25 protein-coding genes, 1 tRNA gene and 2 rRNA genes are annotated in these 26,327 nt (G+C 47.1%); 18 read left to right on the top strand and 10 right to left on the bottom strand.

Translation table 11 applies throughout. From position 1 onward, the window contains the following. The 5 genes from L5M38_RS21030 to L5M38_RS21010 form a co-directional block, all read left to right on the top strand. A 23S ribosomal RNA gene (locus L5M38_RS21030) occupies window positions 1-209 on the top strand; the annotation flags it as partial. Window positions 210-348: 139 nt separating this feature from the next. Continuing rightward, window positions 349-464: ribosomal RNA gene (gene rrf, locus L5M38_RS21025) — 5S ribosomal RNA — on the top strand. Between the two features lie 36 nt (window positions 465-500). Continuing rightward, window positions 501-577, top strand: a tRNA-Asp gene (locus tag L5M38_RS21020). Between the two features lie 336 nt (window positions 578-913). Continuing rightward, window positions 914-1,168 (top strand): YkgJ family cysteine cluster protein, encoded by a 255-nt coding sequence (locus tag L5M38_RS21015; protein WP_131525655.1) that lies wholly within the window; start codon window positions 914-916, stop codon window positions 1,166-1,168. A gap of 22 nt (window positions 1,169-1,190) precedes the next feature. Further along, a complete protein-coding gene (locus tag L5M38_RS21010) occupies window positions 1,191-1,646 on the top strand; it encodes an Rrf2 family transcriptional regulator (protein ID WP_105250838.1) in 456 nt (151 codons plus the stop codon). Here the strand turns inward: L5M38_RS21010 and L5M38_RS21005 are convergent. Genes L5M38_RS21005 through gpmM form a run of 4 tightly spaced genes read right to left on the bottom strand, consistent with a single transcriptional unit; the run spans window position 1,621 to window position 6,315 of the window. Beyond that, complete coding sequence (locus L5M38_RS21005; protein WP_263180224.1) at window positions 1,621-2,376, bottom strand: divergent polysaccharide deacetylase family protein; 756 nt, start codon at window positions 2,374-2,376, stop codon at window positions 1,621-1,623. The two genes, L5M38_RS21010 and L5M38_RS21005, sit on opposite strands and share 26 nt — an antisense overlap. A gap of 9 nt (window positions 2,377-2,385) precedes the next feature. After that, window positions 2,386-3,594: a S41 family peptidase gene (locus L5M38_RS21000; RefSeq protein ID WP_263180223.1), complete on the bottom strand. Its 1,209-nt coding sequence runs from the start codon at window positions 3,592-3,594 to the stop codon at window positions 2,386-2,388. A gap of 32 nt (window positions 3,595-3,626) precedes the next feature. Beyond that, window positions 3,627-4,760 carry a murein hydrolase activator EnvC family protein gene (locus L5M38_RS20995; RefSeq protein ID WP_263180221.1) on the bottom strand — a complete coding sequence of 378 codons (1,134 nt, stop codon included), beginning with the start codon at window positions 4,758-4,760 and terminating at the stop codon, window positions 3,627-3,629. A 10-nt stretch (window positions 4,761-4,770) separates the two neighbouring features. Further along, a complete protein-coding gene (gene gpmM, locus L5M38_RS20990) occupies window positions 4,771-6,315 on the bottom strand; it encodes a 2,3-bisphosphoglycerate-independent phosphoglycerate mutase (RefSeq protein ID WP_263180219.1) in 1,545 nt (514 codons plus the stop codon). A gap of 267 nt (window positions 6,316-6,582) precedes the next feature. Here gpmM and L5M38_RS20985 point away from each other — a divergent pair, with 267 nt between their 5' ends. From L5M38_RS20985 to L5M38_RS20970, 4 genes are all read left to right on the top strand, one after another. Continuing rightward, entirely contained in the window at window positions 6,583-7,017 is a 435-nt protein-coding gene (locus L5M38_RS20985; RefSeq protein ID WP_105253030.1) for a rhodanese-like domain-containing protein, read from the top strand. A gap of 295 nt (window positions 7,018-7,312) precedes the next feature. Then, window positions 7,313-7,798 carry a protein-export chaperone SecB gene (gene secB / locus L5M38_RS20980; protein WP_006083777.1) on the top strand — a complete coding sequence of 162 codons (486 nt, stop codon included), beginning with the start codon at window positions 7,313-7,315 and terminating at the stop codon, window positions 7,796-7,798. A 4-nt stretch (window positions 7,799-7,802) separates the two neighbouring features. Then, on the top strand, window positions 7,803-8,819 hold the full coding sequence (gene gpsA / locus L5M38_RS20975) for an NAD(P)H-dependent glycerol-3-phosphate dehydrogenase (RefSeq protein ID WP_173497252.1): 1,017 nt from the start codon (window positions 7,803-7,805) through the stop codon (window positions 8,817-8,819). A gap of 310 nt (window positions 8,820-9,129) precedes the next feature. After that, entirely contained in the window at window positions 9,130-10,314 is a 1,185-nt protein-coding gene (locus L5M38_RS20970) for an NAD(P)/FAD-dependent oxidoreductase (protein ID WP_263180218.1), read from the top strand. 205 nt (window positions 10,315-10,519) lie between these two features. On the opposite strand, the gene L5M38_RS20965 is transcribed toward L5M38_RS20970, so the two are convergent. Next, the gene (locus L5M38_RS20965) at window positions 10,520-10,867 is read right to left on the bottom strand and encodes a hypothetical protein (RefSeq protein ID WP_263180216.1); all 348 of its coding nucleotides are present in this window, start codon (window positions 10,865-10,867) and stop codon (window positions 10,520-10,522) included. A gap of 489 nt (window positions 10,868-11,356) precedes the next feature. On the opposite strand from L5M38_RS20965, the gene L5M38_RS20960 reads away from it, so the two are divergent. Beyond that, entirely contained in the window at window positions 11,357-12,130 is a 774-nt protein-coding gene (locus L5M38_RS20960) for a hypothetical protein (protein WP_263180215.1), read from the top strand. Window positions 12,131-12,521: 391 nt separating this feature from the next. On the opposite strand, the gene L5M38_RS20955 is transcribed toward L5M38_RS20960, so the two are convergent. The 5 genes from L5M38_RS20955 to L5M38_RS20935 form a co-directional block, all read right to left on the bottom strand. After that, window positions 12,522-13,886 (bottom strand): TrkH family potassium uptake protein, encoded by a 1,365-nt coding sequence (locus L5M38_RS20955; protein ID WP_263180214.1) that lies wholly within the window; start codon window positions 13,884-13,886, stop codon window positions 12,522-12,524. Between the two features lies 1 nt (window position 13,887). Further along, window positions 13,888-14,589, bottom strand: coding sequence for a potassium channel family protein (locus L5M38_RS20950; RefSeq protein ID WP_105250904.1), 702 nt, complete (start codon window positions 14,587-14,589; stop codon window positions 13,888-13,890). A gap of 32 nt (window positions 14,590-14,621) precedes the next feature. Further along, on the bottom strand, window positions 14,622-15,305 hold the full coding sequence (locus L5M38_RS20945; RefSeq protein WP_263180213.1) for a response regulator transcription factor: 684 nt from the start codon (window positions 15,303-15,305) through the stop codon (window positions 14,622-14,624). Continuing rightward, a complete protein-coding gene (locus tag L5M38_RS20940; protein WP_263180212.1) occupies window positions 15,306-16,352 on the bottom strand; it encodes a PAS domain-containing sensor histidine kinase in 1,047 nt (348 codons plus the stop codon). 283 nt (window positions 16,353-16,635) lie between these two features. Beyond that, window positions 16,636-17,559 carry a pirin family protein gene (locus L5M38_RS20935; protein ID WP_198573897.1) on the bottom strand — a complete coding sequence of 308 codons (924 nt, stop codon included), beginning with the start codon at window positions 17,557-17,559 and terminating at the stop codon, window positions 16,636-16,638. A gap of 585 nt (window positions 17,560-18,144) precedes the next feature. Here L5M38_RS20935 and L5M38_RS20930 point away from each other — a divergent pair. The 8 genes from L5M38_RS20930 to L5M38_RS20895 all read left to right on the top strand — a co-directional run. Next, window positions 18,145-19,818, top strand: a complete 1,674-nt coding sequence (locus L5M38_RS20930) for a sensor histidine kinase (RefSeq protein ID WP_287478759.1) — start codon at window positions 18,145-18,147, stop codon at window positions 19,816-19,818. Continuing rightward, window positions 19,812-20,543, top strand: coding sequence for a LytR/AlgR family response regulator transcription factor (locus tag L5M38_RS20925; protein WP_105250908.1), 732 nt, complete (start codon window positions 19,812-19,814; stop codon window positions 20,541-20,543). The genes L5M38_RS20930 and L5M38_RS20925 overlap by 7 nt, the downstream gene beginning before the upstream one ends. 107 nt (window positions 20,544-20,650) lie before the next feature. After that, window positions 20,651-21,895: an MFS transporter gene (locus L5M38_RS20920; protein WP_263180211.1), complete on the top strand. Its 1,245-nt coding sequence runs from the start codon at window positions 20,651-20,653 to the stop codon at window positions 21,893-21,895. Between the two features lie 134 nt (window positions 21,896-22,029). Next, complete coding sequence (locus L5M38_RS20915; RefSeq protein ID WP_263180210.1) at window positions 22,030-22,767, top strand: sulfite exporter TauE/SafE family protein; 738 nt, start codon at window positions 22,030-22,032, stop codon at window positions 22,765-22,767. 136 nt (window positions 22,768-22,903) lie between these two features. Next, window positions 22,904-23,368, top strand: coding sequence for an NlpC/P60 family protein (locus tag L5M38_RS20910; protein ID WP_105250911.1), 465 nt, complete (start codon window positions 22,904-22,906; stop codon window positions 23,366-23,368). 45 nt (window positions 23,369-23,413) lie between these two features. Further along, a complete protein-coding gene (locus L5M38_RS20905; protein ID WP_263180208.1) occupies window positions 23,414-24,877 on the top strand; it encodes an MFS transporter in 1,464 nt (487 codons plus the stop codon). 92 nt (window positions 24,878-24,969) lie between these two features. Next, window positions 24,970-26,001 carry a LacI family DNA-binding transcriptional regulator gene (locus L5M38_RS20900; RefSeq protein WP_131524537.1) on the top strand — a complete coding sequence of 344 codons (1,032 nt, stop codon included), beginning with the start codon at window positions 24,970-24,972 and terminating at the stop codon, window positions 25,999-26,001. Window positions 26,002-26,139: 138 nt separating this feature from the next. After that, the coding region (locus tag L5M38_RS20895; RefSeq protein WP_263177467.1) for a helix-turn-helix domain-containing protein at window positions 26,140-26,327 on the top strand (188 nt) is incomplete at its 3' end.

Below are 26,327 nucleotides of genomic sequence, written 5' to 3'. Positions count from 1 at the left end.
TGTCATGCCAATGGCATTGCCCGGTAGCTACGTTCGGAATCGATAACCGCTGAAAGCATCTAAGCGGGAAGCGAGCCCTAAGATGAGTCATCCCTAGGAATTTAATTCCTCTAAAGAGCCGTTCGAGACTAGGACGTTGATAGGCATGGTGTGTAAGCGTTGTGAGGCGTTGAGCTAACATGTACTAATGACTCGAGAGGCTTAACCATACAACCCAGATGGGTTTTATAAGCAGCCTTAGACAGAATACAGATACTTGATAAAGTTAAAGACTCAAACAAAGCAAATCAGCTTTCCGAATTATTATTAACGTGGTCCAGAGATGGACACGGTAATAAACAGAATTTGCTTGGTGACAATAGCCTTGTGGAACCACCTGATCCCATCCCGAACTCAGAAGTGAAACGCAAACGCGCCGATGGTAGTGTGGGGTCTCCCCATGTGAGAGTAGGTCATCGCCAAGCGCCTAATTTAGGTTAACGTGCAGACGTTAAGCTAAAGGAGCGGTAGTTCAGTTGGTTAGAATACCGGCCTGTCACGCCGGGGGTCGCGGGTTCGAGTCCCGTCCGCTCCGCCAACATTAAGAGATAAGCCTCATCGAAAGATGAGGCTTTTTTCGTTATGGCGTTGCTGATATTTTCGTGTCAGTGACGCTAATGCTTCGGGTTCGAAGCATGTGGTTATCGTCATACTCGGGCATCATGTAGATGAAATCCTTATCAGAATATGACGCTTTCGCTTCAATGTTAAAAATCAAAACCTACTTTTTTGCCGATCTTTATTCCACTTTATCAATATTGTTTCTTTCACGTTCTGAAAACCTCCTGTGCGCGACTTGGCAGTATTGACCTGTGACACTGATCTCGGACAAATTAAACGGTATAATGCCTTATGTCTTTCATGAGTAACGAGAATGAATTGTCGTCTTGGGTGTGGTGCTTGCTGTATTGCGCCTTCAATAAGCAGCAGTATTCCGGGTATGCCAAAGGGTAAGGCGGCGGGTGAACGTTGTGTGCAATTGAGCGATGCCAATTTATGTTTGATTTTCGGCTCGCCTGATCGTCCTGCGGTTTGTAGTGATTTCGATGCATCTGAAGATGTTTGTGGTCATTCAAACGAAGAGGCGATTTGGTTGATTACCCAACTCGAATCTCAGACCTCTCATTAAGTTTATCGCTGACAGGTGAAATATGCAGTTAACTCGTTATACCGATTTTGGCGTTCGTACCCTGATGTATTTAGCGGTTCAGCCAGATAGAACAACTTTATTTAGGATTGCTGAAATTACGCAGGTATTTGATCTGTCACCAAATCATGTCTCTAAGATAGTGCATCATTTAGGCAAGATGGGTTACCTTGAAACCATCCGCGGTAAGATGGGTGGTTTCCGTTTGGGTAAGCCTGCGAGTGAGATTAACCTAGGCCAGTTAGTTCGAGTGTTAGAAAATTCACTCGCCCCGATTGATTGCAGCAAACCTTACTGCCGATTTACGCCAGCCTGTAAGCTTAAAGGCGTGTTAGCCCAGGCTGTTGAAGCTTATTTGAATGTGCTGGATCAATATACTTTGCTGGATATTGTGAGTAACCGTGATGAGTTAGTTGCCTTGCTGCCAGACTTTTCTATTTCAGTACTGCAACTGGATTAGTACCACTTTTAAGTGCAATACCGATGGGGAGCAAACTCGATGCTGGCACTAGATCAATCCCCTCGGTTTTAAGTCTGTGTAGGTTAGCCTCTAAGAAGCGCATAGTTTCTGGATAGGGATGGGCAATCGCCACTAAGCTACCTTGGGTATGTGCCTGACTTATCATTAAGTTAAATTGTCTCTCGAGTGCATTGGCACTGGTATCATTGTCTAGAAACAGTTGGCGTTTTAGTAAAGGAATGCCTAGCTTATCTGCGTTATCCCCTGCCTTAGTGAATCGTGTTGTCATACTATCGACAAAATATAGCTGCTTTTGTTTGAGTGTTTCCATGACCCAGAGCATGGGATCGTCCAGTTGAGTTAATAGACTCCCCATGTGGTTATTGGCACCTTTGGCAAAGGGAACGCTGTTAATCGCATCAATAACACTGGTGCGAATTTGTGCCTCAGTCATCGTATTGGTTAACCCCCCCAGCCCTAATGTCTTACCATTAAGCGCCTGCATGGGAAGATGTAGCATAATTTCGTGGCCTTTTTGGTGTCCTGCGTTAGCGAGTTCTTTGCCAAGTGGGGTATGAGGTAATACAGCGAGTGTTACTGTATTGGGCAGTGCCAGCACGGCTTTATCTGTATGACGATAACCTATGTCATCAATAATGAGTCCAAGCTGGGCAGCATAGCTTTGAGAAATGCTTAGGGCCAATAGGGCCAAGGAATAAAGTAAGCGCACAATTTCTTCTTATTCGTCATGGTGCTGTATCCATGCAATGGCAGAGGTCACTTGATGATCTTGGGCCAGTGATGCATGGGCTGATAGGGCGTCGATTATAGCTAAATTACCAACGCCGGAACCAGTTTCGGCGGCAATTTTTATGTCGGGGATGATCCCTATGTTGTGAATGTTTTCACCTCTAGGAGTATTGTACTGGGCAATTGTGAGTTTAATCGCGTTACCATCTTCTAAGATGGGGATCAGGCTTTGTACTGTACCTTTGCCAAAACTGGTCTCACCTAAGAGTTTTGCACGACCATTTTCTTGTAATGCGGCGGCGAGAACTTCGGATGCAGAGGCCGAGCCTTTGTTGATTAACACTAGCATAGGCACGTTAGTCAGAATGGTTTGCGGTGAGGCATAGTAGTCAGAGTTGGCGTCGAAGAAGCGGCCAGAGGTTGAGACTATGCGTCCTTTGGCGAGAAAGAGATCCGCAATTTTAACCGCTTGGTCGAGTAGGCCGCCGGGATTATTACGTAGATCTAAGATAAGTCCTGTGAGTGGTTTGTTTTGCCATTGGCTGAGCGAGCGCACCATATCTTCGGTAGAGTTTTCTTGGAAGTTGCTTAATCTGACATAGCCAATATTGCCATCAAGCAGTTGAGTACTTACAGACTCTATAGTGATATTGCTTGGCTTGAGTGACACTTTAAAGGTGGCATCGTCATTACTGTGTTTTAGCTCTAAGTTAATACTCTGATTATTGAGACTATGTCTTTTTATTTCAGTAAGGATATCGGCTAGATTCGTTTCAGTCGCCAGGGTGTCGTTAAGTTTAATAATAATATCGCCCGCACGTATTCCCGCTTGCTCTGCGGGAGAATGGGCAAAGGGGGCTATGATGCTGATGTGGTCTTTTTGGGCCGCGACTTCGAAACCGAAACCAAAATACTCACCGCGATTAGAATCTTTAAGATCGAGTAATTCTTGATGATTCAAGAAGCTGGAATAGGGGTCGAGATGTTCAAAAATGCCTTTGATGGCGGCCTGCACTAGCTCTTCTTTGGTAACGGTTTTGATATAGTAAGTTTCAACCGTTTCAAGTACATCTTGTAGTAATGGATAGTCAAAGTTGTCGCGGTAGGATTTAGCATTCTCTTGGCTGGAGAGGCTGATGGATAGGCCTAAAGTGAGACCTAATCCAACGCAACTGATATAGCGGATCATGTATTTCATAACGGTCCCCTGTGATAAGGGGACCGTTATGATTAGCGACAGTATTTCGCTGGATCGACGGCTTGCCCTTTGTGCCTTATTTCAAAGTATAGGCCAGGCTCGCTCTGTCCACCTGAACGTCCGACTAAAGCAATCGCTTCACCGCTTTTTACCATCTCACCAGGGCTTTTTAGTAGGGTTTGAGCGTGACCGTAAAGACTCATATAACCTTTACCGTGATCGATGACCATAACAAGACCAAAACCGCGTAACCAGTCGGCATAAATGACTTTACCACCTGAAACGGCTCGAATATTTTGCCCTTCTGGTGCAGACAACATAGTGCCTTTCCACACTACTTGGCCGGAACGCTGGCTACCAAAGCTAGCACTTACACGACCTTTTGTCGGCCATTTAAGTTTGCCACTTTGTTTACCAAAGCCTTCCATCGAGGGATTATCTTTCATGGCCCGCAGCGCTTGTTCAACGACGCGCTTTAAGCTGGCCTCTTCAATTTGCAACTGCTCAAGCTCTGCACCCTTAGAATTTAAGGTGCGTTGCAGCTCTTTGATGGTCAGTTGACGCTGATCTTGCTCTTGGCTCAAACGTTTAGCTTGTACTTGTTGTTCGGCCACGAGTTTCGTTAATTGCTTTTGCTTACTCGTTTGCGACACCTTGATCTCATCTAGGTCGGTCAAGGTTTGCTTTAATTCGTTGATCGACTTCATCCGCGCTTTATTGAGGTATTGGTAATAAGCCAACATACGCTCGATAGTGGCGGGACTTTGCTGATTAAGCATCATCTTAGTGTAATCGTGATTACCGGCAAGATAGGCGCTCGATAGCTGTTTCGACAGTGTTTGTTGTTGAGTCACTTTAAGCGTTTCTAACTCATCTTGACGTTGTTTTAGCTCGGCAAGTTTAGTGTCGATTTGCGCTAAGCTATTTTTAGTGCTGTTGACTTTTTTGGCAGCTGACGCAATCGCTTCTTCATCGCTACGCAGCAATGACAGCAGTTTTTCTCTTTGTTTACTGGTGGTTTTTAATGCGCTTTGTTGTTGATTTATTTGCGTTTGGATTGATTTTAACTCGGACTTACGCTTCTCCAAATCAGAAGCGTGTGCCGAGAAAGATAACATCATAAAGCCAGCAATAATGCTGGCTTTAACAAGGAGTCGAGTGCTCACTAGGTAACGGTTACTCTTTTATGTGGATTAAGGGTTTGCCCGTCATCTCAGCTGGAATGGCTTCGCCGATCAAGGTCAAGATGGTAGGTGCAACATCGCTGAGTTTACCACCTTCATCTATGGTCGCATCGCGTCCAACAAAGACGAAAGGCACGAGTTCACTGGTGTGGGCCGTGTGAGCCTGACCTGTGGTTTCGTCGGTCATTTGCTCGGCATTGCCGTGGTCGGCGGTAATAATACATTCTCCGCCCACTTTCGCCAGCGCATCAACCACACGGCCGATACAAGCGTCGACAGCTTCACAAGCTTTAACGGCGGCATCGAAATTACCCGTGTGGCCAACCATGTCACCATTGGGGTAGTTACAGATAATCACGTCGTACTTAGTTGATTCAATTGCTGCGACTAACTTGTCAGTCAGCTCAGCTGAACTCATCTCAGGCTGTAGATCGTAGGTTGCCACTTTAGGTGAGTTGATTAGGATGCGATCTTCTCCCTCGAATGGCTCTTCTTTACCGCCGTTAAAGAAGAAAGTCACATGGGCGTATTTCTCAGTTTCAGAGATACGCAGCTGAGTACGACCTTGTTTCTGCAGCACTTCACCTAAGGTATTCACTAAGTTTTCAGATGGATAAGCGATAGGGGCTGTGATGTCGCCAGCATACTCAGTCAAAGTGACGAAGTGCATTTTCGGCATTACAGCGCGTTCGAAACCATCGAAGTCTGGGTGAATAAAGCTACGGGTGATTTGACGGGCGCGGTCAGCACGGAAGTTCATAAAAATCAGGGCATCGCCGTCTTTTAAGGTCGCAACTTGACCGTTGGCATCTGTGATCGCAGATGAAGAGACGAATTCGTCGTTTTCGTTACGTTCGTAAGCCGCTTCCAATGCTGTAACGGCATTGTCGTATTGGAATTTTGACTTGCCTTGGGTGATTAAATCGTAGGCTTGCGACACGCGATCCCAACGATTATCCCTGTCCATAGCAAAGTAACGACCAATAATCGATGCGATACGGCCATGGCCTAATGTAGTAAACAGATCATCAAAATGGCTCAAGCTACCCTTAGCGCTGCGCGGTGGCGTATCGCGTCCGTCGAGGAAAGCGTGCAGATAAACCTGAGTTGCACCGCGCGCAACGGCCATACGGCACATAGCTTCGATATGCTCTTCATGGCTGTGGACGCCGCCAGGGGAAAGCAAGCCCATAATGTGCACAGCTCCGCCAGCTTTGATGGCTGAGTCTACCGCATCACATAGTGCAGAATTTTTTTCAAACTCATGATCTGCAATGGCTTTACTGATACGAGTGAGTTCTTGATAAACCACACGGCCAGAGCCTAAGTTAATATGGCCAACTTCAGAATTTCCCATCTGGCCATCAGGTAAGCCGACATCTAAGCCAGAACCTGAAATCAAACTATGGGGATATTTAGCGTTGAGACGGTCGAGTACCGGAGTCTTGGCGTGGAAAATCGCATTATTATGCGTGTTTTCACGGTAGCCCCAGCCATCGAGGATCAACAACGCGAGCGGACGTTTAGCTGTCGTCATAGTGATACCTTTAAGTTTTATAGAAGCGATAGAAATCTGAAATTGGTCAAATATTACTACGTTAGCGGGGTATGAAAAAGCGCTTTACCCCGATTAAGGTCATCGAATCACTAATTCGCCCGATTCTGTGAGTGGCTTGTGACAAGTACAGAGTCAATTGCACTAAAAGTGCGATCTCGAACTGTGACTAAACTGCTGCATTCTGCCAAGGCAATCGGTATACTCTGTGCCCTTATCGAATTTTCGCCATTTATGCGGGCAATCATCATGCAAGAATATATCGAATTTTTTAAAGCTCACTCAATGCTCAGTCTGGCTTGGGTGGGATTATTTGTTGTGCTTGTCGCGAGTATCATCAAATCGAGCATGTCAAAAATCAAAAGTATTTCTCATCAAGAATTAACGATTATGGTGAATAGACAGGATGCTAAAGTGGTTGATGTGCGCTCGAATGACGAGTTCCGCAAGGGCCATATTGTTGATGCACTTAATGTTACGCTCGCCGATATTAAAAATAATCAGATATCAGCCCTTGAAAAGTATAAAGCCAGTCCCATTATATTGGTATGCAATGCTGGCATGACCTCGTCTCAAGCCGCTCAGCTTTTGAGTAAGCAAGGTTTTGAAAACCTGTACAACTTGAAAGGTGGTATGGGTGAATGGCAGGCAGCAAATATGCCTGTTTCAAAAAGCAAAAGATAAGTTGTCGGCGGCAGTTATGATTTAAGCTGTACTCAATCCACAGGATAGTGCAGTAATAAAGTCATCATTGTTTGGCATACTGATCCTACGGTCGCTAAGGGCTTAATGTAAGTTTTTAGACTGGTTCGATCGATACCCGAATATGGGTACAAGTTGGGATGATACCGAGATCTGATATAGGCCTTGAGTAACATAAGCCCCGAGCCAATTTACGTTCAAATAGTAATTGGCTTTCAAATAATAATTGGCTTTCAACGAAAAGCCGATACAACATTGATAGGATAGGTAGGAAATTATGGCTGAAGTAGCAAACAACGAACAACAAGCCCCACAATTCAACATCCAACGTGTTTACACTAAAGATGTGTCTTTCGAAACGCCTAACAGCCCAGCGGTATTCCAAAAAGAATGGAACCCAGAAGTTAAGTTAGATTTAGACACGCGCAGCGCTAAATTAGCTGATGATGTGTATGAAGTTGTCCTGTCTTTAACTGTGACTGCACAAAATGGTGGCGACACCGCTTTCCTATGTGAAGTACAACAAGCCGGTATCTTCTCTATCACTGGTCTGACTGAGCCACAATTGGCCCATTCATTAGGTGCATACTGCCCTAACATCCTATTCCCATATGCTCGCGAAACCGTGGGCAGCTTAGTCGGTCGTGGTACTTTCCCACAACTGAACTTAGCACCTGTTAACTTCGACGCGCTGTTTGCCCAATACGTGCAACAACGTCAAGCTGCTGCGACTGCACCAGCTGCCGAAGAAGCTAACGCTTAATTACATGAAAAACTCTGCCGATATCACGGTATTAGGGGCGGGCTCTTATGGCTCCGCCCTTGCCATTTCTTTAGCCAGCAACGGTCATAAGACCTTGTTATGGGGACACGATCCTGTCCACATGCAAACGCTCGCTCAAGACAAGTGCAACCAAGCTTTTTTGCCTGGTATTGCGTTTCCTGATTGTTTACAGATCGAAGCCGATTTAGCCAAAGCCTTAGCCGCCAGCAACAATGTGTTAGTGGTCGTACCAAGCCATGTGTTTGGTACTGTGCTTGAGCAAGCTAAACCGTTACTCCGTAGCGATGCGCGCATCGTATGGGCAACGAAAGGGCTCGAGCCTGAAACCGGACGTTTGCTGCAAGATGTGGCCCGTGATGTGTTAGGTGAGCAATATCCGCTGGCGGTGTTATCTGGGCCGACCTTTGCGAAAGAATTAGCCATGGGTTTACCTACGGCCATTTCGGTTGCGGGCACTTGTCCTAAATTCACTAACGATCTCGTCGAGCTGTTACACAGCCCTAAACGTTTGCGGGTTTACGCCAACGACGACTTTACCGGACTGCAACTTGGCGGCGCGGTAAAGAACGTGATCGCGATTGGCGCGGGCATGTCCGACGGTATCGGCTTTGGTGCCAATGCCAGAACAGCCTTGATTACCCGTGGTTTAGTCGAATTGACGCGTTTAGGTGAAGCCTTAGGTGCCAATGCGGCCACTTTTATGGGCATGGCGGGGTTAGGCGACTTAGTGTTGACCTGTACCGACAACCAATCCCGTAACCGTCGTTTCGGTTTAGCCTTAGGTAAAGGCTGTGATGTGATGACAGCACAGGCTGAAATCGGCCAAGTGGTTGAAGGTTATCGCAATACCAAAGAAGTGTTTACGCTTGCGAAACGCCTCGGGGTTGAAATGCCAATCACTGAGCAGATTTACCAAGTCTTGTATCAAGGCAAAGCGCCGGTCGATGCTGCGAAAGAATTGCTCAGCAGAGAAAAGAAATCAGAAACGCCTACGCAATAAACCGCGAGCCGTGATGATGCTGTAATGCCGAATAAAGGAAAGGGTGCTAAAATAGCGCCCTTTTTTGTGTCCGGACTTCTGGTGTGCAAGATGTATCCCCGGTCATCAGGGCCCTTGATGTTCCCGACATCAGACGGGCATTTCCTCCATCCCTGGAGGTCAGATGGTGAAAGAGGGGATTTGTGCCTAACGTTTGAGCTTATCTTTGCTCCGTTTAGCTGTTGCATGACTTGCTTGCTAAAGGTTCGCGAGTCATCAAATTGCCCGTTGGCAGACAATACCAATCAATTTATCTGTGTGGAGTAATAGCGTGAAACATCATGATGTCATTATTATCGGAGCCGGCGCCGCGGGATTAATGTGTGCAGCGACCGCGGGTTACCGAGGCCGTGATGTACTCGTACTCGACAATGCCAAGCAAGCTGGGCGTAAAATCCTCATCAGCGGCGGCGGGCGTTGTAACTTCACCAACCTTAAAGTCGAGCCCGCTAACTTCCTCTGTGGTAATCCTCACTTTGTTAAATCGGCACTCGCGCGTTATCCGTCGCAGCAGTTTATTGAAATGATCGAGCGTCACGGCATTGAATACCACGAACGTGATCACGGCCAACTGTTTTGCAATGACTCGGCCAAAGAGATAGTCACTATGCTATTGACCGAGTGTGAATGGGCGGGCGTGACGATTAAGCTGCGCACCGATATTCTGGCCGTTAAAAAGACCGAGGCAGGGCGCTTTGAGCTCAACACCTCTAACGGCGAACTGAGCTGCGACTCACTGGTTATCGCCACGGGTGGCTTATCCATGCCTAAACTCGGCGCCACGCCTTACGGCTATCAACTGGCCGAGCAGTTTGGCCTAAAAGTATTGCCAACTCACGCTGGTCTGGTGCCTTTTACATGGCACAGTGAAGATAAAATTCGTTTCGAGCCTCTGTCAGGCATTGCCGTACCGAGCCGCATTACCGCCAAAGATGGCACTGCATTTAGCGAAGCGCTGCTATTCACGCACCGCGGCTTATCTGGCCCCGCAATTTTGCAGATTTCCAACTATTGGAAAGCGGGCGAAACCATAGAAATCGATCTCTTGCCGAATATGGATTTGGCGCAATTGCTTGAGCAGCAGCTCACTGCGCATCCAAAACAAAGCCTGCGCAATACACTTAGCCAATGGTTACCTAAACGGCTGGTGGAAGTACTATTCGATGAAGCCCTGTTGAATAAAGCCTTAAATCAGCTAGTGCATGCTGAGCGCGCAACACTTGTGGATGATCTCCACCGCTGGACAGTATTGATGAATGGCACCGAAGGCTACCGTACCGCCGAAGTGACGTTAGGCGGCGTTGATAGTAATGAGTTGTCATCCAAAACTATGGAAGCCAGCAAAGTCGCAGGACTCTACTTTATCGGTGAAGTCATGGACGTAAGTGGTTGGTTAGGCGGGTTTAATTTTCAATGGGCCTGGGCATCCGGCGTGGCTGCAGGACAAGCGGTTTAGTCTCTAACTTGCAAGAGTAATGAGTTTAAAATCCTGACTGTTTGAACTCATCAAAGCCAATCTTCTAGCTAAATCAGTAAGGCGGCTGAATCGTATATTGCGTTATATGCATTGCCACTGCTTCCCCAGTGACACGCCGCCCTTTTATTTCACATGAAGTAGCCCTATAGGCTCGACAGCGGCATCTGCTGTATATGGCTCTTGATTACAAGAATCGAATGTTGCGATCACATAGATGTAAATGAGCATCCATGCCACCAACGATCACTGTTGCAACGGTGGCAATCTTAACGACCACTGAACTGTTCATCTGGCTAAAAGATATTGCCCCAAAACTAGATAAGTTTGTCGTCAGGTGTACAGGATGAATTGTCATTGTTTCCACTGTGACACGCCATAAACTCATCCCTGAGGGCTCGACGGCGGCATCCATGCCGCCAACGGTCACTTCCGTAATAATGCCAATCCTAACTAACCCTCTCGCTGCCCGTTCTGCTAAAAGGCTATTGCCCCAAAGTGTGTTTCGTAGTTTGAATGCTTTAATCAAAATCAAAGTCGTGGGGCTTCACCCCACACCCGACCAAGGAGGACTGCTCGTCCTATCCTCCTTGGATGCTCCAAGACGCCCCCAACGGAGTTGAAAGCCCCTTGTGCTCATTGCTAAATTTGCTATCGCTTCCGAAGGATGCGTCCCTGCACCTGCGAAAGCTAGTCGGTCATCCATGACCGAACTCACGCAATTTGTCTATTCGCCCTGCGGCAACTCCGAGGGTAGGTGTATTCCTTGGAGTTTTGAGTCGTTAGATAGCGATTGATCAGCAAAAAATAAGCGCGAAAAATGAGAAAGCTAAAATGATATCAAGTGATTATCCATCAAACTGTATAAAAAACCGCTACCGCAAAAAAGCAAGTTCCTATAGCATCATTTATACCAATTGACATGGATGTGGCAGCTGCCAAGTCCAACAAGCGATTTATGCCCTGCAAACAGCGCAGCGCATAAATACTAAGAAGTTATGAGCCTAAGAGGCATTGAGAGACCATGGGATACTACATAATTACAGCAGCTTCTTGTTTTGTTATTGGCTTCTATGCTGCTTACCGTTTTGTCCTATTTATCGAAAAGTCTAAATATGAAAGCGAGGTGACAAGGCTTTCACAGTTGGAAAAAGATGCTGAATTTAATTTTTTTCCTGGAATAATGTACGACAGAATTTCAAAAGGTCGTTCTAAGCGGTATCCATATTTATCTGCTATCGATAAATTGTATATTTCAAATGTAGATAACCATCTTGAAATATATGGAGCATATACCCGCACAGGAAAAATTGAATTAGACCCCAATCCATTGTATTTGCCACTTGAAGATATTGATGCAGGTGAATTGGCTAAAATGGGTTCATATCTGGTTGATTTTGCACATAGCATTGACCCTGATTTGGTCGGTAAATTGGACGAAGATACGGAATATGAGTCTGAAAGTTCAAGTGCCCCAGATTTAACTGAGGAGCAGAAAAATATAGAAGTACAATTGGTTCAGAAAGTAACAATCATTTGCAAGTCTCTAGAATGCTTAACGGATGATATTGATGATGAGTACAATAAAAATAGAATTGTTGAGCGCGTAGAAAGAGCCAAAGAATATTTGAAGGAAATAACAGATGAGTTCTACGCCGGAGCTGCGACTCATCAAATAGTAAATATTCTTTATAAGGCAAGAATGATCAATGAAGCTCAGGAGCTTTTTGATAATGTATCTGACGATTTTTTACGTGAGAAAATAATGGAAGATAACCCAAATCTAAAAAGCTCATAACAAGTTGCTGCACTCGGAAAAATTACTCGCTCCGTTCCTAATTTTCCGGCGTGCGCGACGTTCACCCATAGATATTTTAATCCGAAACAAGCGCGTTAGAGTTAAGGCTTTAACTCGGAAATGTCTAAAAGCGTGCTAGGTATCTCCTTCATACAGACAGGTTACACTAGTGCCAAAAAGGTGAACCATGGTGATTAGCGAGACGACCGTCCGCCCCATGGACGGGGCGGTCGAGCATCCACGGATGGACTAGCTGCGTGTCGTCGAGCAAATACCATGGCTCGCCTATAAGTCAGCGCCTCCATAGCCAACTCAATTACCTCGCTTGCTCAACATAATTCCTATTTGATGATCAGTAAATTTGGTGTGTAACCCACCCACCAATCAATCCTTACCCAATCGCTAATTTGGTTTCTGCGTAGCGCAGTTTCTTGGTCCTTGGGCTGGCGAGGAAGTAGGCGAGTACGAGTGGGCCGAGGCGACCCATGAACATTATAAAAATGATGATGGCTTGGCCTAGAGTAGTTAAGTTGCCTGTCAAACCGCGGGACAAACCAACTGTGCCCAGTGCCGATACGGCCTCAAAGACGATATCAATTAACGGTGCGTTTTCACTTAATACCAGTGCGAAGATGGCTAGCCAAGTGACGCCAATGGAGATCATGGTTAGCGCCAAGGCTTTACTGACGGTATCTTTGGGGATCTCGCGCTTAAACACATAAATGGCTTCATCGCGGCGTAAGTAGCCATAAGTAGCCAAAATCAGCACCATAAAGGTGACCACCTTAATACCACTGGCGGTGCTTAATGAGCCGCCGCCAATAAACATCAATACCAGCATGAGTAGCGTTGTACCATCTTCGAGTTGGTCAATTGCTAGCGTATTAAAGCCTGCGGTGCGCGGTGTCACGGCTTGAAACCATGAGGCTAACCATTTCCCGAGTTCGCTTAAGGGCGCCAAGGTATTGGGGTTGTTGTACTCAATAAAGTAAATCACAATTACGGCGACGGCGTTGATAATTATAGTGCCAGTGATCATCATGCGGCTGTAAACGCTGAGTTTTGACCAACGTTTGTTCCTACGAAGATCTATCCACACCGAAAATCCGAGGCCACCTATGATGAGCAGGCCCGTGATGGTGAGATTAATGACAGGATCGGCAACATAGGGCATTAGGCTGTCGGCACTGAGGGCAAAACCTGCGTTGTTAAAGGCGCTGATGGTGTAGAAAAAACCGTGGAATAAGCTGGTTTGCCAACCAAGTTCCTGACTCCAGTACACGGAAAGAATGGCCATGCCTACGGCTTCAACCAGTAAGGAAAACACTAACACTGATTTTGCCGTTGACACTAGAGTCGAAGTATCTGTTTGATTAAAAGCCTCTTTTGCGACTGTTTGGTGCAAAAAACCAATTCTGCCGCCAATGGCAATCAAGGTGACAATGGCGAAGGTCATCAGCCCAAGTCCACCGCATTGAATTAACAGCGCTATGACGATTTGCCCAAAGGGCGTAAAAACAGTGCCAGTATCGACAACGACAAGTCCTGTCACTGTTACCGCCGAGGTGGCCGTGAACAGACTTTGTAGCCACGTAATAGACGATTCGGTTGCTATGGGCAGTTTGAGTAAGCAAGTGCCTAAGATGATCAACAATGCAAAGCTCACGCTTAGGATAAAGGGCGGTGCGCCTAACAGCTTTTTACTCGATTTGGGTTTATGCTCAATCGCCATGATGGAGGGATGCCATTGAACCAAGTTACACCAACCTTGGCGCTAGGTATTTGAGCTCAGTACGGCTACCGCAGAGCAGTAAGGCATCATTCGTTTGCAGGATAAATTGACTATCAATTTTGCTGAAAACCGTCAGATCCCGCTTAACCATAATGGCGGCGACTTTGCCTTTAGGATTGCGTATCACATTGCTTTTTGCATCATCTTTAACATCATCCTGTGCAGCGCCGAGGAGTTGGCTGACAGTGGTTTGATCAAGGTGAGGCTTGATATGGATTTCGACCACATAGAGACCATCACCAATCGGCAGGAAATTGTTCACCATAGGATAGTTGAGTGACTGGGCAACACGTATGCCCATTTCTTCCTCTGGATGTATGATGCGGGCGACGCCGAGTTTAGAGACGATAGTGTGATGGGCTTTAGTGCTGGCCTTGACCCAAATGACTTCTACTCCCAGATTTTTCAGTGCCAAGGTGCACAGCAAACTTGATTGCATATCTTCGCCAATTGCGACCAGTACGGCTTCACTGTTTGCGAGGTCTAGCTCACGTAGTGCGGCTTCGTCGGAACAATCACAAATAACCGCTTCGGTTAAGTCTTCTACGTATTTTTCCACCATTTTAGGGTCACTATCCACGCCAGTGACCGTGTGGCCTAAGTGGATCAATTCTAGGCTAGCGGCGACACCAAATCGCCCTAAGCCAATAACGGTAAAATGTGCCATTAAAATATCCTTTTCTATTTTATAACAAATGCTTATCTATTGTTTGTTAAGCGATAACCTAGGCCCGCTTCCGTCTTAATGAGCTGCTGCTCGCTGCTGTCATTGAGTTTTTTACGTAACTGACTGACTAAGATCCGCAGATAATGACTGTCTTCTTGATGGGTTTTACCCCAAATATCCCGCAGTAATTCAGTTTGTTTAACGAGCTGACCAGGGTGAGACATTAAGGTCTCCATCAGGGCAAACTCCTTTTTGGTTAAGGCGATTTCTTGTTGATCGAGCCAAAGCTGGTGGGTACTTTTTTGCAACTTAAGTGCGCCAAACTGCAGTAAATCATTTAATGGCGGTTCATCGACTAAGTCGCGGACTAAAACCTTGATGCGAGCGATTAACTCCCTGATCCCAAATGGCTTGCTGAGATAGTCATTGGCGCCAGCTTCCAAAAGACGAATTTTTTCTTCCTCTTGATCGCGGGCGGTTAAGATAAGCACCGGCACTTTGTCACTCTGACGTAGGGTTTGCAGCAAGCTGATGCCATCACCATCGGGTAGACCAAGATCGAGCACTAACACGTGTGGCTGCTGCGCATGATATTGCGCTAGGGCTGACGCAATCGAGGCGGCGCCATGATATTCGAATCCTTCCGCTTCTAACGATATCCGCATAAAAGTGTGGATTTGCGCTTCGTCATCGACGACCAGCACCTTATAAGCCATTTATTCCTCTCCCTTTTTTATCGGCAATGCGATACGAATAAGGCTGCCATGAGCGACAGGTTCGGCGCTGATCTGGCCACCATGGGCGGTAATTATGCCCTTAGCAACAGCAAGCCCAAGGCCCGAGCCGCTATCGGTTGAGGGATGCTGGCGATAAAAGAGTTCAAAAATTGCCTGCGCTTGAGCGGGTTCTATGCCAAGACCCTCATCTTGGATATCTAACAATAATGCATCGCCCTGCTGATACGCCTTTACTATGACTTGCTTATCAGAAGGCGAATAGCGCAGCGCATTATCCAATACATTAAAAATAGCTTGCTCAATCAATGAACTGCAGATCATCAGTGACGGTAGATCGGCGTCACTCTTGATGATAATACGCGGCTGCGTGGCTGGAAAACGGGCAATAGCTTGGTGCAATACATTCACTATTGCGTCTTCACTCAAGCTAAATTTGAGTGCGCCGTGTTGTAACTTAGTGGCTTGCAGCAGGTTTTCGATATATTGGTGCAGGCGATGGCTTTCGGCCGCCGCGCTATCAATCAGCTCATCCTTTTGGTCTGGGCTGAGCTTAGGCATGTATTCTTTTAAGGTGGTGAGCGTGCCAATAATAGTGGCGAGTGGGGTGCGTAAATCGTGGGAAACCGACAGCAAAATACTGTTGCGTAACTGAGCTTGTTCGAGAGCATCTTGCTGACGTCGATAGTGTTCGGCTAATTTGCTGGTAGTGAGGGCGACAAGCAGAAACACACTGAGATTGAGAATGTCCTCAAGATTAAACATCTGGAGTGAATAACGTGGTGTGGTAAATAGAAAATTAAAGCTGGTCGCCTCAAACACTGCTGCAAAATAGGCCAAGTTTGCGTTGCATTGTAGGGCTACGGCCACTACGGCCAATTGTAAAATCAGCAGTACGGCGATAGTCGAGTTTGAAAAGTGATCGATAAAGGCGCTGCTGAAAATGGCCGTCACTAGCACTATGAAGGTAAATAAAGTCGGGTGCGAACGCCAGTATTGTGTCATGGAAGCCGCTATGGATGAAGTCATGAATAGAAAGACGCATATAAAGAAAGTGCCTGTACTTTAGCAAAGGCATTTTAAGATAGCGCGTAAAAATGTCGTAAAATTTGTAACCTTGTGAGTGGCTTAGCTTGCACTCAGCTTAGACAAATCGAGCTTGTTCACATCACACTTTGGGTAAATGATAAGGCTTACCGCATACACTCATGTTGTAAGCCTTAACCCTGGCACAGGCCATTACGTATGATGTCAAAGCGCTTATCCAACCCCTAACCCTGAGTCATTGACCCGCCCGTCATTGAGCTAAGCATCACCAAGGTATTGGTGGGGGCACTAAGCGTTTGCCACTATAGCCAGTAACGGCGGCGAAGCGGGGATCTTCGGCTTCCCAATCTGCCTGTGCTTTGACTATTTCATCTTTGCTATGGCCAACAAAGTTCCACCAAATGCTGACAGGATCAGCCAATGGCGCGCCGCCAATCAGCAGTATGCGACAACCCGCCTCGAGTTTTATGGTGATGGTTTCGCGTAGCATGCCAAGGTAGGCGAGGTGGTTATTATCAAAACTGTCATCCTCGATTTGGAAGCGGCCTTCCAGTGGCATGAGGGCATATTCGAAACTAGGGTCGAGATTCAGAGTGAGTTCAGCGTCATGGGCGGCAAACAGATCTATGGCAACGATAGGTGAGAAGTGTAATGTGGGCGCCTGTTTATGATGCCAACTGCCAATCAGTAGGGTGAATTCGACGCCTGACTCGTGCCAAGTCGGTAGCTCTGGGTAGTGATCGAATCTCGGAGTGGTATCTTTGTGCTCTAGTGGTAAGGCAATCCATAGTTGGGCTGCGTGCATAGTGTGATGACCCGCTATCGACTCTTCGGTGTGGGCTATGCCGTGTCCGGCTGTCATCAGGTTAACTTGTTTTGGGCGGATCACTTGAGCACTGCCGAGGCTGTCCCTGTGCATGATTTCGCCTTCGAGCATCCAAGTAAAGGTTTGCAATCCAATGTGTGGATGTTGGCCGACGTTTAACTGCGGGCCGTCGGTGATTGGGCCAATGTGGTCGAGAAAGCACCAAGGGCCGATAAGACGGCGCTCTTTTTGTGGAATAGCCCGTGCGACAGGTATGCCGCCGACATCACTGATTTTTGGGGCAATCCGTTGAGCTTGAATGCGGCCATTTTCAATAGGACATTCCTTAGGGCCACCATAAAACTGTGCTTGTAGTTCACTCATGTTCGCTCCTTATTCCATTACTAGGGCATGCTCAGTTCAGCTTGGCTCGGTTCAGCGCAGCTAAGTGTGAACCTAGAATCTCGCATGGGGGCAGATCTCATCTTGCATTCGAGCCGAAGGTTTTAGCTTCGGGTATTCCGGTCGATTTTGCAAATTGTGGCAGTGACCTGATAGAGGGCAACTGCACTTTTTAGTGGTTAACTTAACGTGTTTTAGGATCTTCAAATTGCCCTTCGATACACTTTGATAGCCTAATTCAAGTACGAATGTGTGACTGAGCCCGCGTGAATGGGACTTTTATCTGTCCTTTACTTTAGCAAGCCTGTATTTATGTGGGCATTAGCGTTTGATGTTTTACTCGAGCCTAAATACGAGTGTTTGACAAGTTTGGGGCTCGGTGATTTTTATCATCCATGTCTTACGTTGGATCTGCAAAATCGAGTCTATCTTTTATGGGAGCTTGTGTTGGCGGCAAAGCCTGTCTTCACCCTAATCCATTCAGCGTACAGGCTTAACACTCATAAATATATCATTGGTAAATATAACGTTGGGCTGTGATTCAGCGTGATAGATCAAGGAGAAAGCGTGCTCGAAAATCAAATGATGTTATTGGCGGTATTTGAACGGGCGGCCTTGATGCTGATGACCTTGTTCTTTTTAACTCGCACTCGACCGTTTCAGCGTTTATTCCAAAAGCGTAATCATACCCCCGCAGAGTTGGTTTCTGTGGCGGCGATATTTTGCTTATTTGCAGTGTTTAGTACTTATACCGGCATTGAGGTTGAAGGCGCGTTGGTTAACGTGCGGATTATCGCAATCATTTCTGGCGGGATTCTATTTGGCCCTTGGGTTGGTATTCCTGCGGGCGTGCTGTCGGGACTGCATAGATATCTTATTGATATGGATGGCGATACCTCTATTCCGTGTTTAATCGCTAGCATTATTGCCGGCCTTATGGCGACGTGGATTTATTACAAATGTCCCAAATCTAAGTTGTGGATTTATGGCATTGCGGCGGGCATGTTGTGCGAAACGCTGACCATGTTGTTGATTTGGTTGCTGACAGAGCCACACGAGGTGGGCGTTGAGATTGTGAGTCATATTGCCTATCCCATGATTGCGGGCACTGTGTGTATCGGACTGATTATCAAGCTAGTGCAGGATCTCGACGATGAGAAAGAGTTGATTGCTGCTAAGCAGGCTAAGCTCGCGCTGGATATTGCTAATAAAACCTTACCCTTTTTTCGCAAGATTGATCGCCATGCCTTAGAGCAAGTGTGCGCTGTGATCCGCAATGAAATCCATGCCGATGCTGTGGCGATTACCGATACTCGCGATGTATTAGCCTATATGGGCGTTGGTAAAGATTACTACGAGGTCGATGGTCATCAAGCGATTAGCGAAATGACTCAAAGGGCGATAGAGCAAGATCAAAACATTATTAACAATGACTTACGCCAATATCATTTATCGGATTTTCATTCGGTCATCATAATCCCGCTGCGCGAAAACGGCACTGTGAGTGGCACGCTGAAGATTTACTATCGCAATACCTATCGTATCACTAGCTCGTTGCGGGAGATGGCTGTGGGTTTGTCGCAGCTGATTTCGACCCAGATGGAAGTGTCGCGTATCGAGCAACTGCAAGAGATGACCCGCAAGGCGGAGTTTACGGCGTTGCAGAGCAAGATTAATCCACATTTTTTATTTAATGCCCTCAATGCGATTTCTTCTTTGATCCGTATTCGGCCACAGCAGGCGCGACAGTTGATTGCTAATCTGGCCGATTATCTGCGCTATAACTTGGCTAAAGGCGATGAGCTGATTGATATCCAAGAAGAAGTGAAACAAGTCCGTGATTATGTGGCGATTGAGCAGGCGCGCTTTGGCGACAAGCTTGAAGTGATCTTCGATGTCGACGATGTGCATTTTTGTGTACCTTGCCTCTTGTTACAGCCGCTGGTGGAAAACGCGATTTTGCACGGCATTCAGCCGCGCAGTGCACCGGGTAGAGTGACGATAGAAGTGAAAAAACTCGATGCAGGCATTCGCGTCGCCGTACGCGATACTGGCTATGGGATCCGCCAAGAGGTGATTGATGGCGTAGCTGCTGGCCGTGTAGAAAGTAGCAGTATTGGGCTGATGAATGTGCACCAGAGAGTGAAGTTATTGTACGGCGAAGGTTTGCAGCTTAAACGGCTCGAACCGGGGACTGAAGTCAGTTTTTACTTACCGGAAAATGAGGCGCAAGTATGTTAAAAGCCATCATAGTTGAAGATGAATATCTTGCCCGTGAGGAGCTAGAGTATTTAGTGAAGAGCCACAGTGAGATAGACATAGTGGCTAGCTTCGAGGATGGCTTAGAGGCCTTTAAATATTTGCAGGATCACGAGGTCGATGTGGTGTTTTTGGATATCCAAATACCGTCCATTGATGGCCTCTTGTTGGCGAAGAATCTGCATAAATCGACCCATCCACCCCATGTGGTGTTTGTTACTGCCTATAAAGAATTTGCAGTGGAAGCATTTGAGCTCGAAGCCTTCGATTATATTCTCAAGCCCTACAATGAACCGCGGATCATCAGCTTATTGCAGAAGATTGAACAGGTGGGGCGGCAAGCACCAAAGCCACAACATGAGGCCGCGAGTAACACCAGTCGAACCGTGAATTTAGTCAAAGGTGAGCGGATTATCGTTACGCCCTGCGAGCAAATTTATTATGCCGAGGCCGATGAAAAACTCACCTATGTGTACACCCGTACCGACCGTTATGTGATGCAGATGACCATCAGTGAGTTTGTGAGTCGTTTGCCTGCTGAAGGCTTTTTCCGCTGTCACCGTTCCTATTGCGTCAATATCAACAAGATCCGCGAAATTGTGCCTTGGTTCAATAGTACTTACCTGATTAGGTTGCATGATTTGTCATTCGAGGTGCCCGTTAGCCGTAGTAATATTAAGGCTTTTCGACAGCTGATGAGGCTGTAATTGTCATTCATTCCTGCAGATCTGTATTTCATGCCTTAATTGATCGGCGCGAATCGCATCTCTCTTATAGTGGACTCAATTCCTGATCCCCTAAAGCGAGATGCATCATGACTAAAGAGATGAACCGTACTCGGTACCTGACCTTAGTTGGTACTATTATCACCCAGTTTGCACTCGGCTCAGTTTACACTTGGAGCCTGTTCAATGCGCAGTTGGCCGTTAAGCTCGACGAACCCGTCAGCCAAGTGGCGTTTGTGTTTGGTTTGCTGAGTTTGTCTTTGGCCGTGGCATCTTCCATGGCGGGCAAATTACAGGAACGTTTTGGCGTACGTAATGTCACCTTAGGCGCAGGCCTGTTACTCGGCGTTGGATTCTTACTCACTGCTCAAGCCAGTAACTTGATGATGCTTTACCTGTGCGCAGGGATTTTAGTGGGCTTTGCCGATGGCACTGGCTACTTGATGACTTTATCTAACTGCGTGAAGTGGTTCCCCGAACGCAAAGGGCTGATTTCGGCGTTAGCGATTGGCGCTTATGGTTTAGGTAGCCTCGGATTTAAGTACATCAACGTGCTGTTACTCGAAAATACTGGCCTTGAAACCACCTTCCAACTGTGGGGCCTGATCGCAATGGCGCTGGTGTTATGTGGCGGCATGTTGATGAAAGATGCCCCTGCACAATCAGCCGCAAGTCAGCTGGCCGAAAGCCGCGATTTCACCCTCGCAGAAGCCATGCGTAAACCACAATACTGGATGCTGGCGCTGATGTTCCTGTCGGCCTGTATGAGTGGTTTGTATGTGATTGGTGTAGCGAAAGATATCGGCGAGAAGATGGTCGACTTGCCTGTACTGGTCGCCGCCAATGCTGTTGCTGTGATTGCTATGGCGAACCTCAGTGGTCGTTTAGTGCTGGGTATACTGTCGGACAAAATCCCCCGCATTCGGGTTATTTCGCTGGCGCAGATCATCACCTTAGTCGGTATGGTGTTACTGTTGTTCATTCCTTTGAATGCTAACCTGTTCTTCGTTGCGGTCGCCTGCGTTGCCTTTAGTTTTGGTGGCACTATTACTGTCTATCCATCACTGGTGAGCGACTTCTTCGGTCTGAATAACCTGACTAAAAACTATGGGGTTATCTACTTAGGTTTCGGTATTGGCAGTATTATCGGTTCGATTGTCGCCTCGTTATTTGGTGGCTTTATTGCAACCTTCAACGTGATTTTAGTGCTACTGGTGGTGGCGTTAGTCATGTCATTAACCATTCGTATGCCAGAGCCCAAAACCCCTGCGTCAGCTAAGAAAGCGACTAAGAGTACGCCTCGCTTAGTGAATATGACGGCTGAATCGGCGTAAGCACAAACACTTAGCCCGCCTTAGCCAAAAGCTAAAACAAAAATCCGCAGCCAAATGGCTGCGGATTTTTTGCTTTTTTATCACCTCAACAACAGGTAACTTGATAGCCATAAAGCGTTATTCAGGATGTGTTGATGTTAACGGACCCTCTTTTTTGGTTGGTGGCGATACCCGCAGTCTTGATTACGGGGATTTCTAAATCCGGTTTTGCGGGTGGCGTGGGCGGGTTAACTGTCCCGCTATTGGCGCTGGCCATTAGCCCTACCACAGCGGCGGCGCTTATGTTGCCGCTGCTGATTTATATGGATTTTTTAAGCGTACGTTCTTGGTGGGGGCAACATAATCCGTGTCATTTATGGATATTATTGCCCGCGGCGATTGTGGGCATAGTCATAGCCTATTGGTTGTTCGATCGATTAAACGAAGATTACTTACGGGCGATTCTAGGCTGTGTGTCCCTCGGTTTTGGTTTGTATGGTTTGATCCTTGGGGATAAAACTCAAGCATCACCTTCACCTCTAGTAGGGCGCTTGTGTGGCTTAGCAGCAGGATTTACTAGCTTTGTTGCCCATGCGGGCGGGCCGCCACTCAACGCTTATTTGTTGCCATTGCGTTTAGCTAAGACGGAGTTTTTAGCCACTGCCGTGGTGTTTTTTGCGGTGGTGAATCTGGTTAAACTTGTTCCTTACAGTTTGCTTGGGCAGATCAACCAAGAGAATATTATCGTTTCTCTGTTATTGGTGCCGCTAGCATGGTTAGGGGTAAAGTTAGGTTTGTTCATTCAAGATAAAATTGACGATAGGTTATTTAAACGCATCATCTTGATTTTAATGGTGCTGGTGGGTGTGCGTTTATTGTGGACGGCGTTATAGTTTTAAGCTTTAGGTTATATTAGTCTGCTAGAGTGCGCGGGTGTTGGGGCGTTTTGATCCCCAGCCGCCCTGAATTTACCTGATAAAAACTCAAAATTACGTTACTGTGAAATCTGCCTGCAATGAGTTTGAAGCTATGAAACGATTACTGATAGTTATCTTAGCCTTAGGCCTTGGCGCTTGTGCTAGCGCGCCAGAACCTAAGCCTGTGGTAAAGCAAGTTGAACCCGCCACGGTTTGGAATGATAGCAATATCTCCGAACTGCATTCTGAGTGGCGCGGTGTGCCCTATCGTTTAGGCGGTGGCACTAAGCGGGGCATAGATTGCTCGGCCTTTGTGTCGGTCGCCTATCAGAAGATGTTGGGTATGACGCTGCCGCGCACAGTCGAAGAGCAACAAGCCTTAGGTAAACCTGTGCCGAGAAATCAACTGCGCAAGGGTGACTTGGTATTTTTCAAGACGGGCTGGAGCACACACCATGTCGGCATTTATGTAGGAGGCGATAATTTTCTCCACGTTTCCACTAGCCAAGGGGTGAAGATTTCGAGCCTGCATAACAGTTATTGGGCGTCTAAGTATTGGAATGCACGGCGAATTTAACATATCTTCTTTATGCACTTGGGCTTATGAGTTAGCGGAGACAATATGTCCTTAGAGCCTGCGTTATCCCAGAGTGACCCTTTACCTACTTCTGTTTTCCTCGCCATTTTCTCCGCCGTATTCTTGCCCATGTTTTTGGCCGCGGTTGATCAAACCTTACTCGCGACGGCGACGCCAGCCATAGTTGAAGATCTTGGCGGTCTGCGCCAAGCCTCGTGGATCACTATCGGCTATATGCTGGCGATGGCTGCTTCTGTGCCGATTTATGGCTGGTTAGGAGATAACTTCGGTCGCGCGAAAATCCTGATGATCGCCTTAGTGATTTTTGCACTGGGCTCTATCGTTTCGGCGAGTGCAGGCACTATGGACCACATGATCGCCGGACGTATCTTGCAGGGCATGGGCGGTGGCGGCTTGATGAGTTTGTCTCAATCCTTGATTGGTGAGTTAGTGCCCATTCGGCAGCGGGCGCGTTTCCAAGGCTATTTTGCCGCTATGTTTACCCTAGCGAGTGTTGGCGGCCCTGTGATTGGCGGTATTGTGGTGCATGCCTATTCGTGGCATTGGCTGTTTTGGGCGAATATTCCACTGGCTATGCTGGCCGTATGGCGGCTCAATGGCTTACATAAGCGCAGCGTTAAACCCGTTCGCCAAGGCAAGTTTGATTTAGTGGGCGTGGTCTTGTTTCCGGCTATTATCACCGCGCTGTTGTATTGGTTATCTATGGCGGGGCAAGAGTTTGCTTGGCTTTCTGTGACCAGCTTAGGCTTTGCCGTTTTTGTGGTGTTCGGCATTTTAGGCTTGTTATTGTGGGAGCGGCGATTGGCGAGTCCGTTTCTGCCGTTAGATTTACTGGCGAAGAAGGCCGTGTATATGCCACTGCTAACGGCGGCGCTGTTTGCGGCCTGTTTGTTTGCGATGATCTTCTTCCTGCCGATTTATCTGCAGGTGGGCTTACATACTAATCCCGCTAAAACTGGTTTACTGCTCTTGCCTATGACCTTCGGTATCGTCACTGGCTCGACGATAGCAGGCCGACTGTTAAGCAAAGATGTGGCGCCTAAGTGGTTACCGACCTTTGGCATGAGCTTAGCTTTTATCGGCTTGTTATTGATTAGTTTTGTTCCGCCCAATGCCAATGTGATCGGCGGCTTAGGTGTATTGGTCGGAATAGGGCTAGGGACTGTGATGCCGAGTGTGCAGCTCGTGGTGCAGAGCGTGTCGGGCAAGGCGCGACTCAGCCAGATCACGGCTATGGTGTCGCTATGTCGTTCTATGGGCGCCGCTATCGGCACTGCGTTATTTAGTGTGCTGCTTTATAGTCTGCTGCCACTCAAGGGTTCAGAGCTTGGCATCGCCACCATTAAAACTCTGCCGACAGAGGTGGTGCATCACGCCTTCCAATATGGATTTATGGCCGCTGCGGGTGTGGCATTGTGCGCCGCGATAGTCGGTTTTTTATCCCCTGCGACGGCATTAAAAGATCATGATAGCGAAACTGCGCAGTAAGCCTAGATTTGCAGGTGCACGACCCATTTAAGCCGTGTACTATTTGCGCTGAGCCGTATTTTTGTGGCCTTATTCGATTCCAGGACATAAGCATGACAATAACAAAACACTGGACCCTAAAGAGCATAGCCAACGAGTTGGGTGTCTCTAATGCCACTGTGTCTAACGCGTTTAATCGCCCCGATCAATTATCGGAAAAACGTCGTAATGAAATTTTAGCGGCTTGCACTAAGTTGGGTTATTTCGGACCAAATAAAGCGGCTCAATCCTTACGTAAGGGCAAGTTCGATACTGTCGCCTTGGTATTGTCGGACAGCGTGGAATACATGGTGTCCGATCCCGTCGCCAGTAAATTTATGAAGGGCGTGGCCTCTGTCTTGGAGCAAGAAAAGCTCAATTTGCTGCTGTTTTCGGGCAGCTCAGACAGTGTGAATGCGGTGGCTGACTTTGTGGATGGTTTTATCTGTTATGGTCGCCCGCGCAATGCCCTGTTAGCCGAGCAGTTAAAGCAGGTAAAGAAAAAGGTCGTCACCGTCGATTTTGATATCCACCGCAATGCATCAGTGAGCATAGACAATAAGTTAGCCGCCTATGAAGTGGCAAAACTGGCATTGCAATCGCCCGCAGACAATGTCGCCATTTTAGGGTTACGTTTGCTCGATACCCACTTAACGTGCCGCGTGTATGATTTAAATTTGTTAGAAATCGATACCTCTGTTGCCCATCAAAGATTACAGGGTTACTTGCAAGCGATTGAAGAAGTGGGCGTTGTTCTGGGGCCGGACCGCATTTGGAATATCCCCGAGAGCAATGCCGACTATGCGGCGATAGCGGCAAAAGAAGCGCTGAACTCGACTCCGCGGCCGAATGTATTTTTATGTATGAGTGACTTAATCGCCTTGAGTGTGCTCGGTGAGGCGCAGGCCATGGGGCTGAGTGTTCCCGAAGATGTGCGAGTCGTGGGCTTTGATGGCATAGATGAAGGCACACGTTCAAATCCGCCGTTAACGACCGTCTATCAATACTCTGAGCAGAAGGGCCGAAAAGCGGCGCAAATGTTTGTCAGTGATGCCGTGCATGCGGAAGTTTTGGGCTATGAATTACGCCTCGGTAAGAGCTGCTAATCGCTACATCTTTTAACTAAAAAAGGCGCATTCAATGCGCCTTTTTGCTATCTAAAAACTATGTCGCTTAGCTTGAACTTATACCAATTATATTAATTATGTGATCTAATTGGTCATCAGTTTTTAATCATACAAAATATGAATCATCCCCACATCGCAGCCTTAGTAAAATCGGAGAAAAGTGCACGCAAACGTATGCGCTATCTTGCCTTACTCCATTTCACTGAAGGTCATTCTCGTACCGCCATCGCAAGCATGCTTAAGGTCAGTAGAACCAGTGTCAATCGCTGGGTCACCGCCTATTTAACCCATGGGCTGACTGGCCT

Origin of the sequence: Shewanella sp. SM101 (assembly GCF_025654465.1) — a bacterium.
Lineage (GTDB): Bacteria > Pseudomonadota > Gammaproteobacteria > Enterobacterales > Shewanellaceae > Shewanella > Shewanella oncorhynchi.
This window is presented reverse-complemented; position numbering and strand designations above follow the sequence as displayed.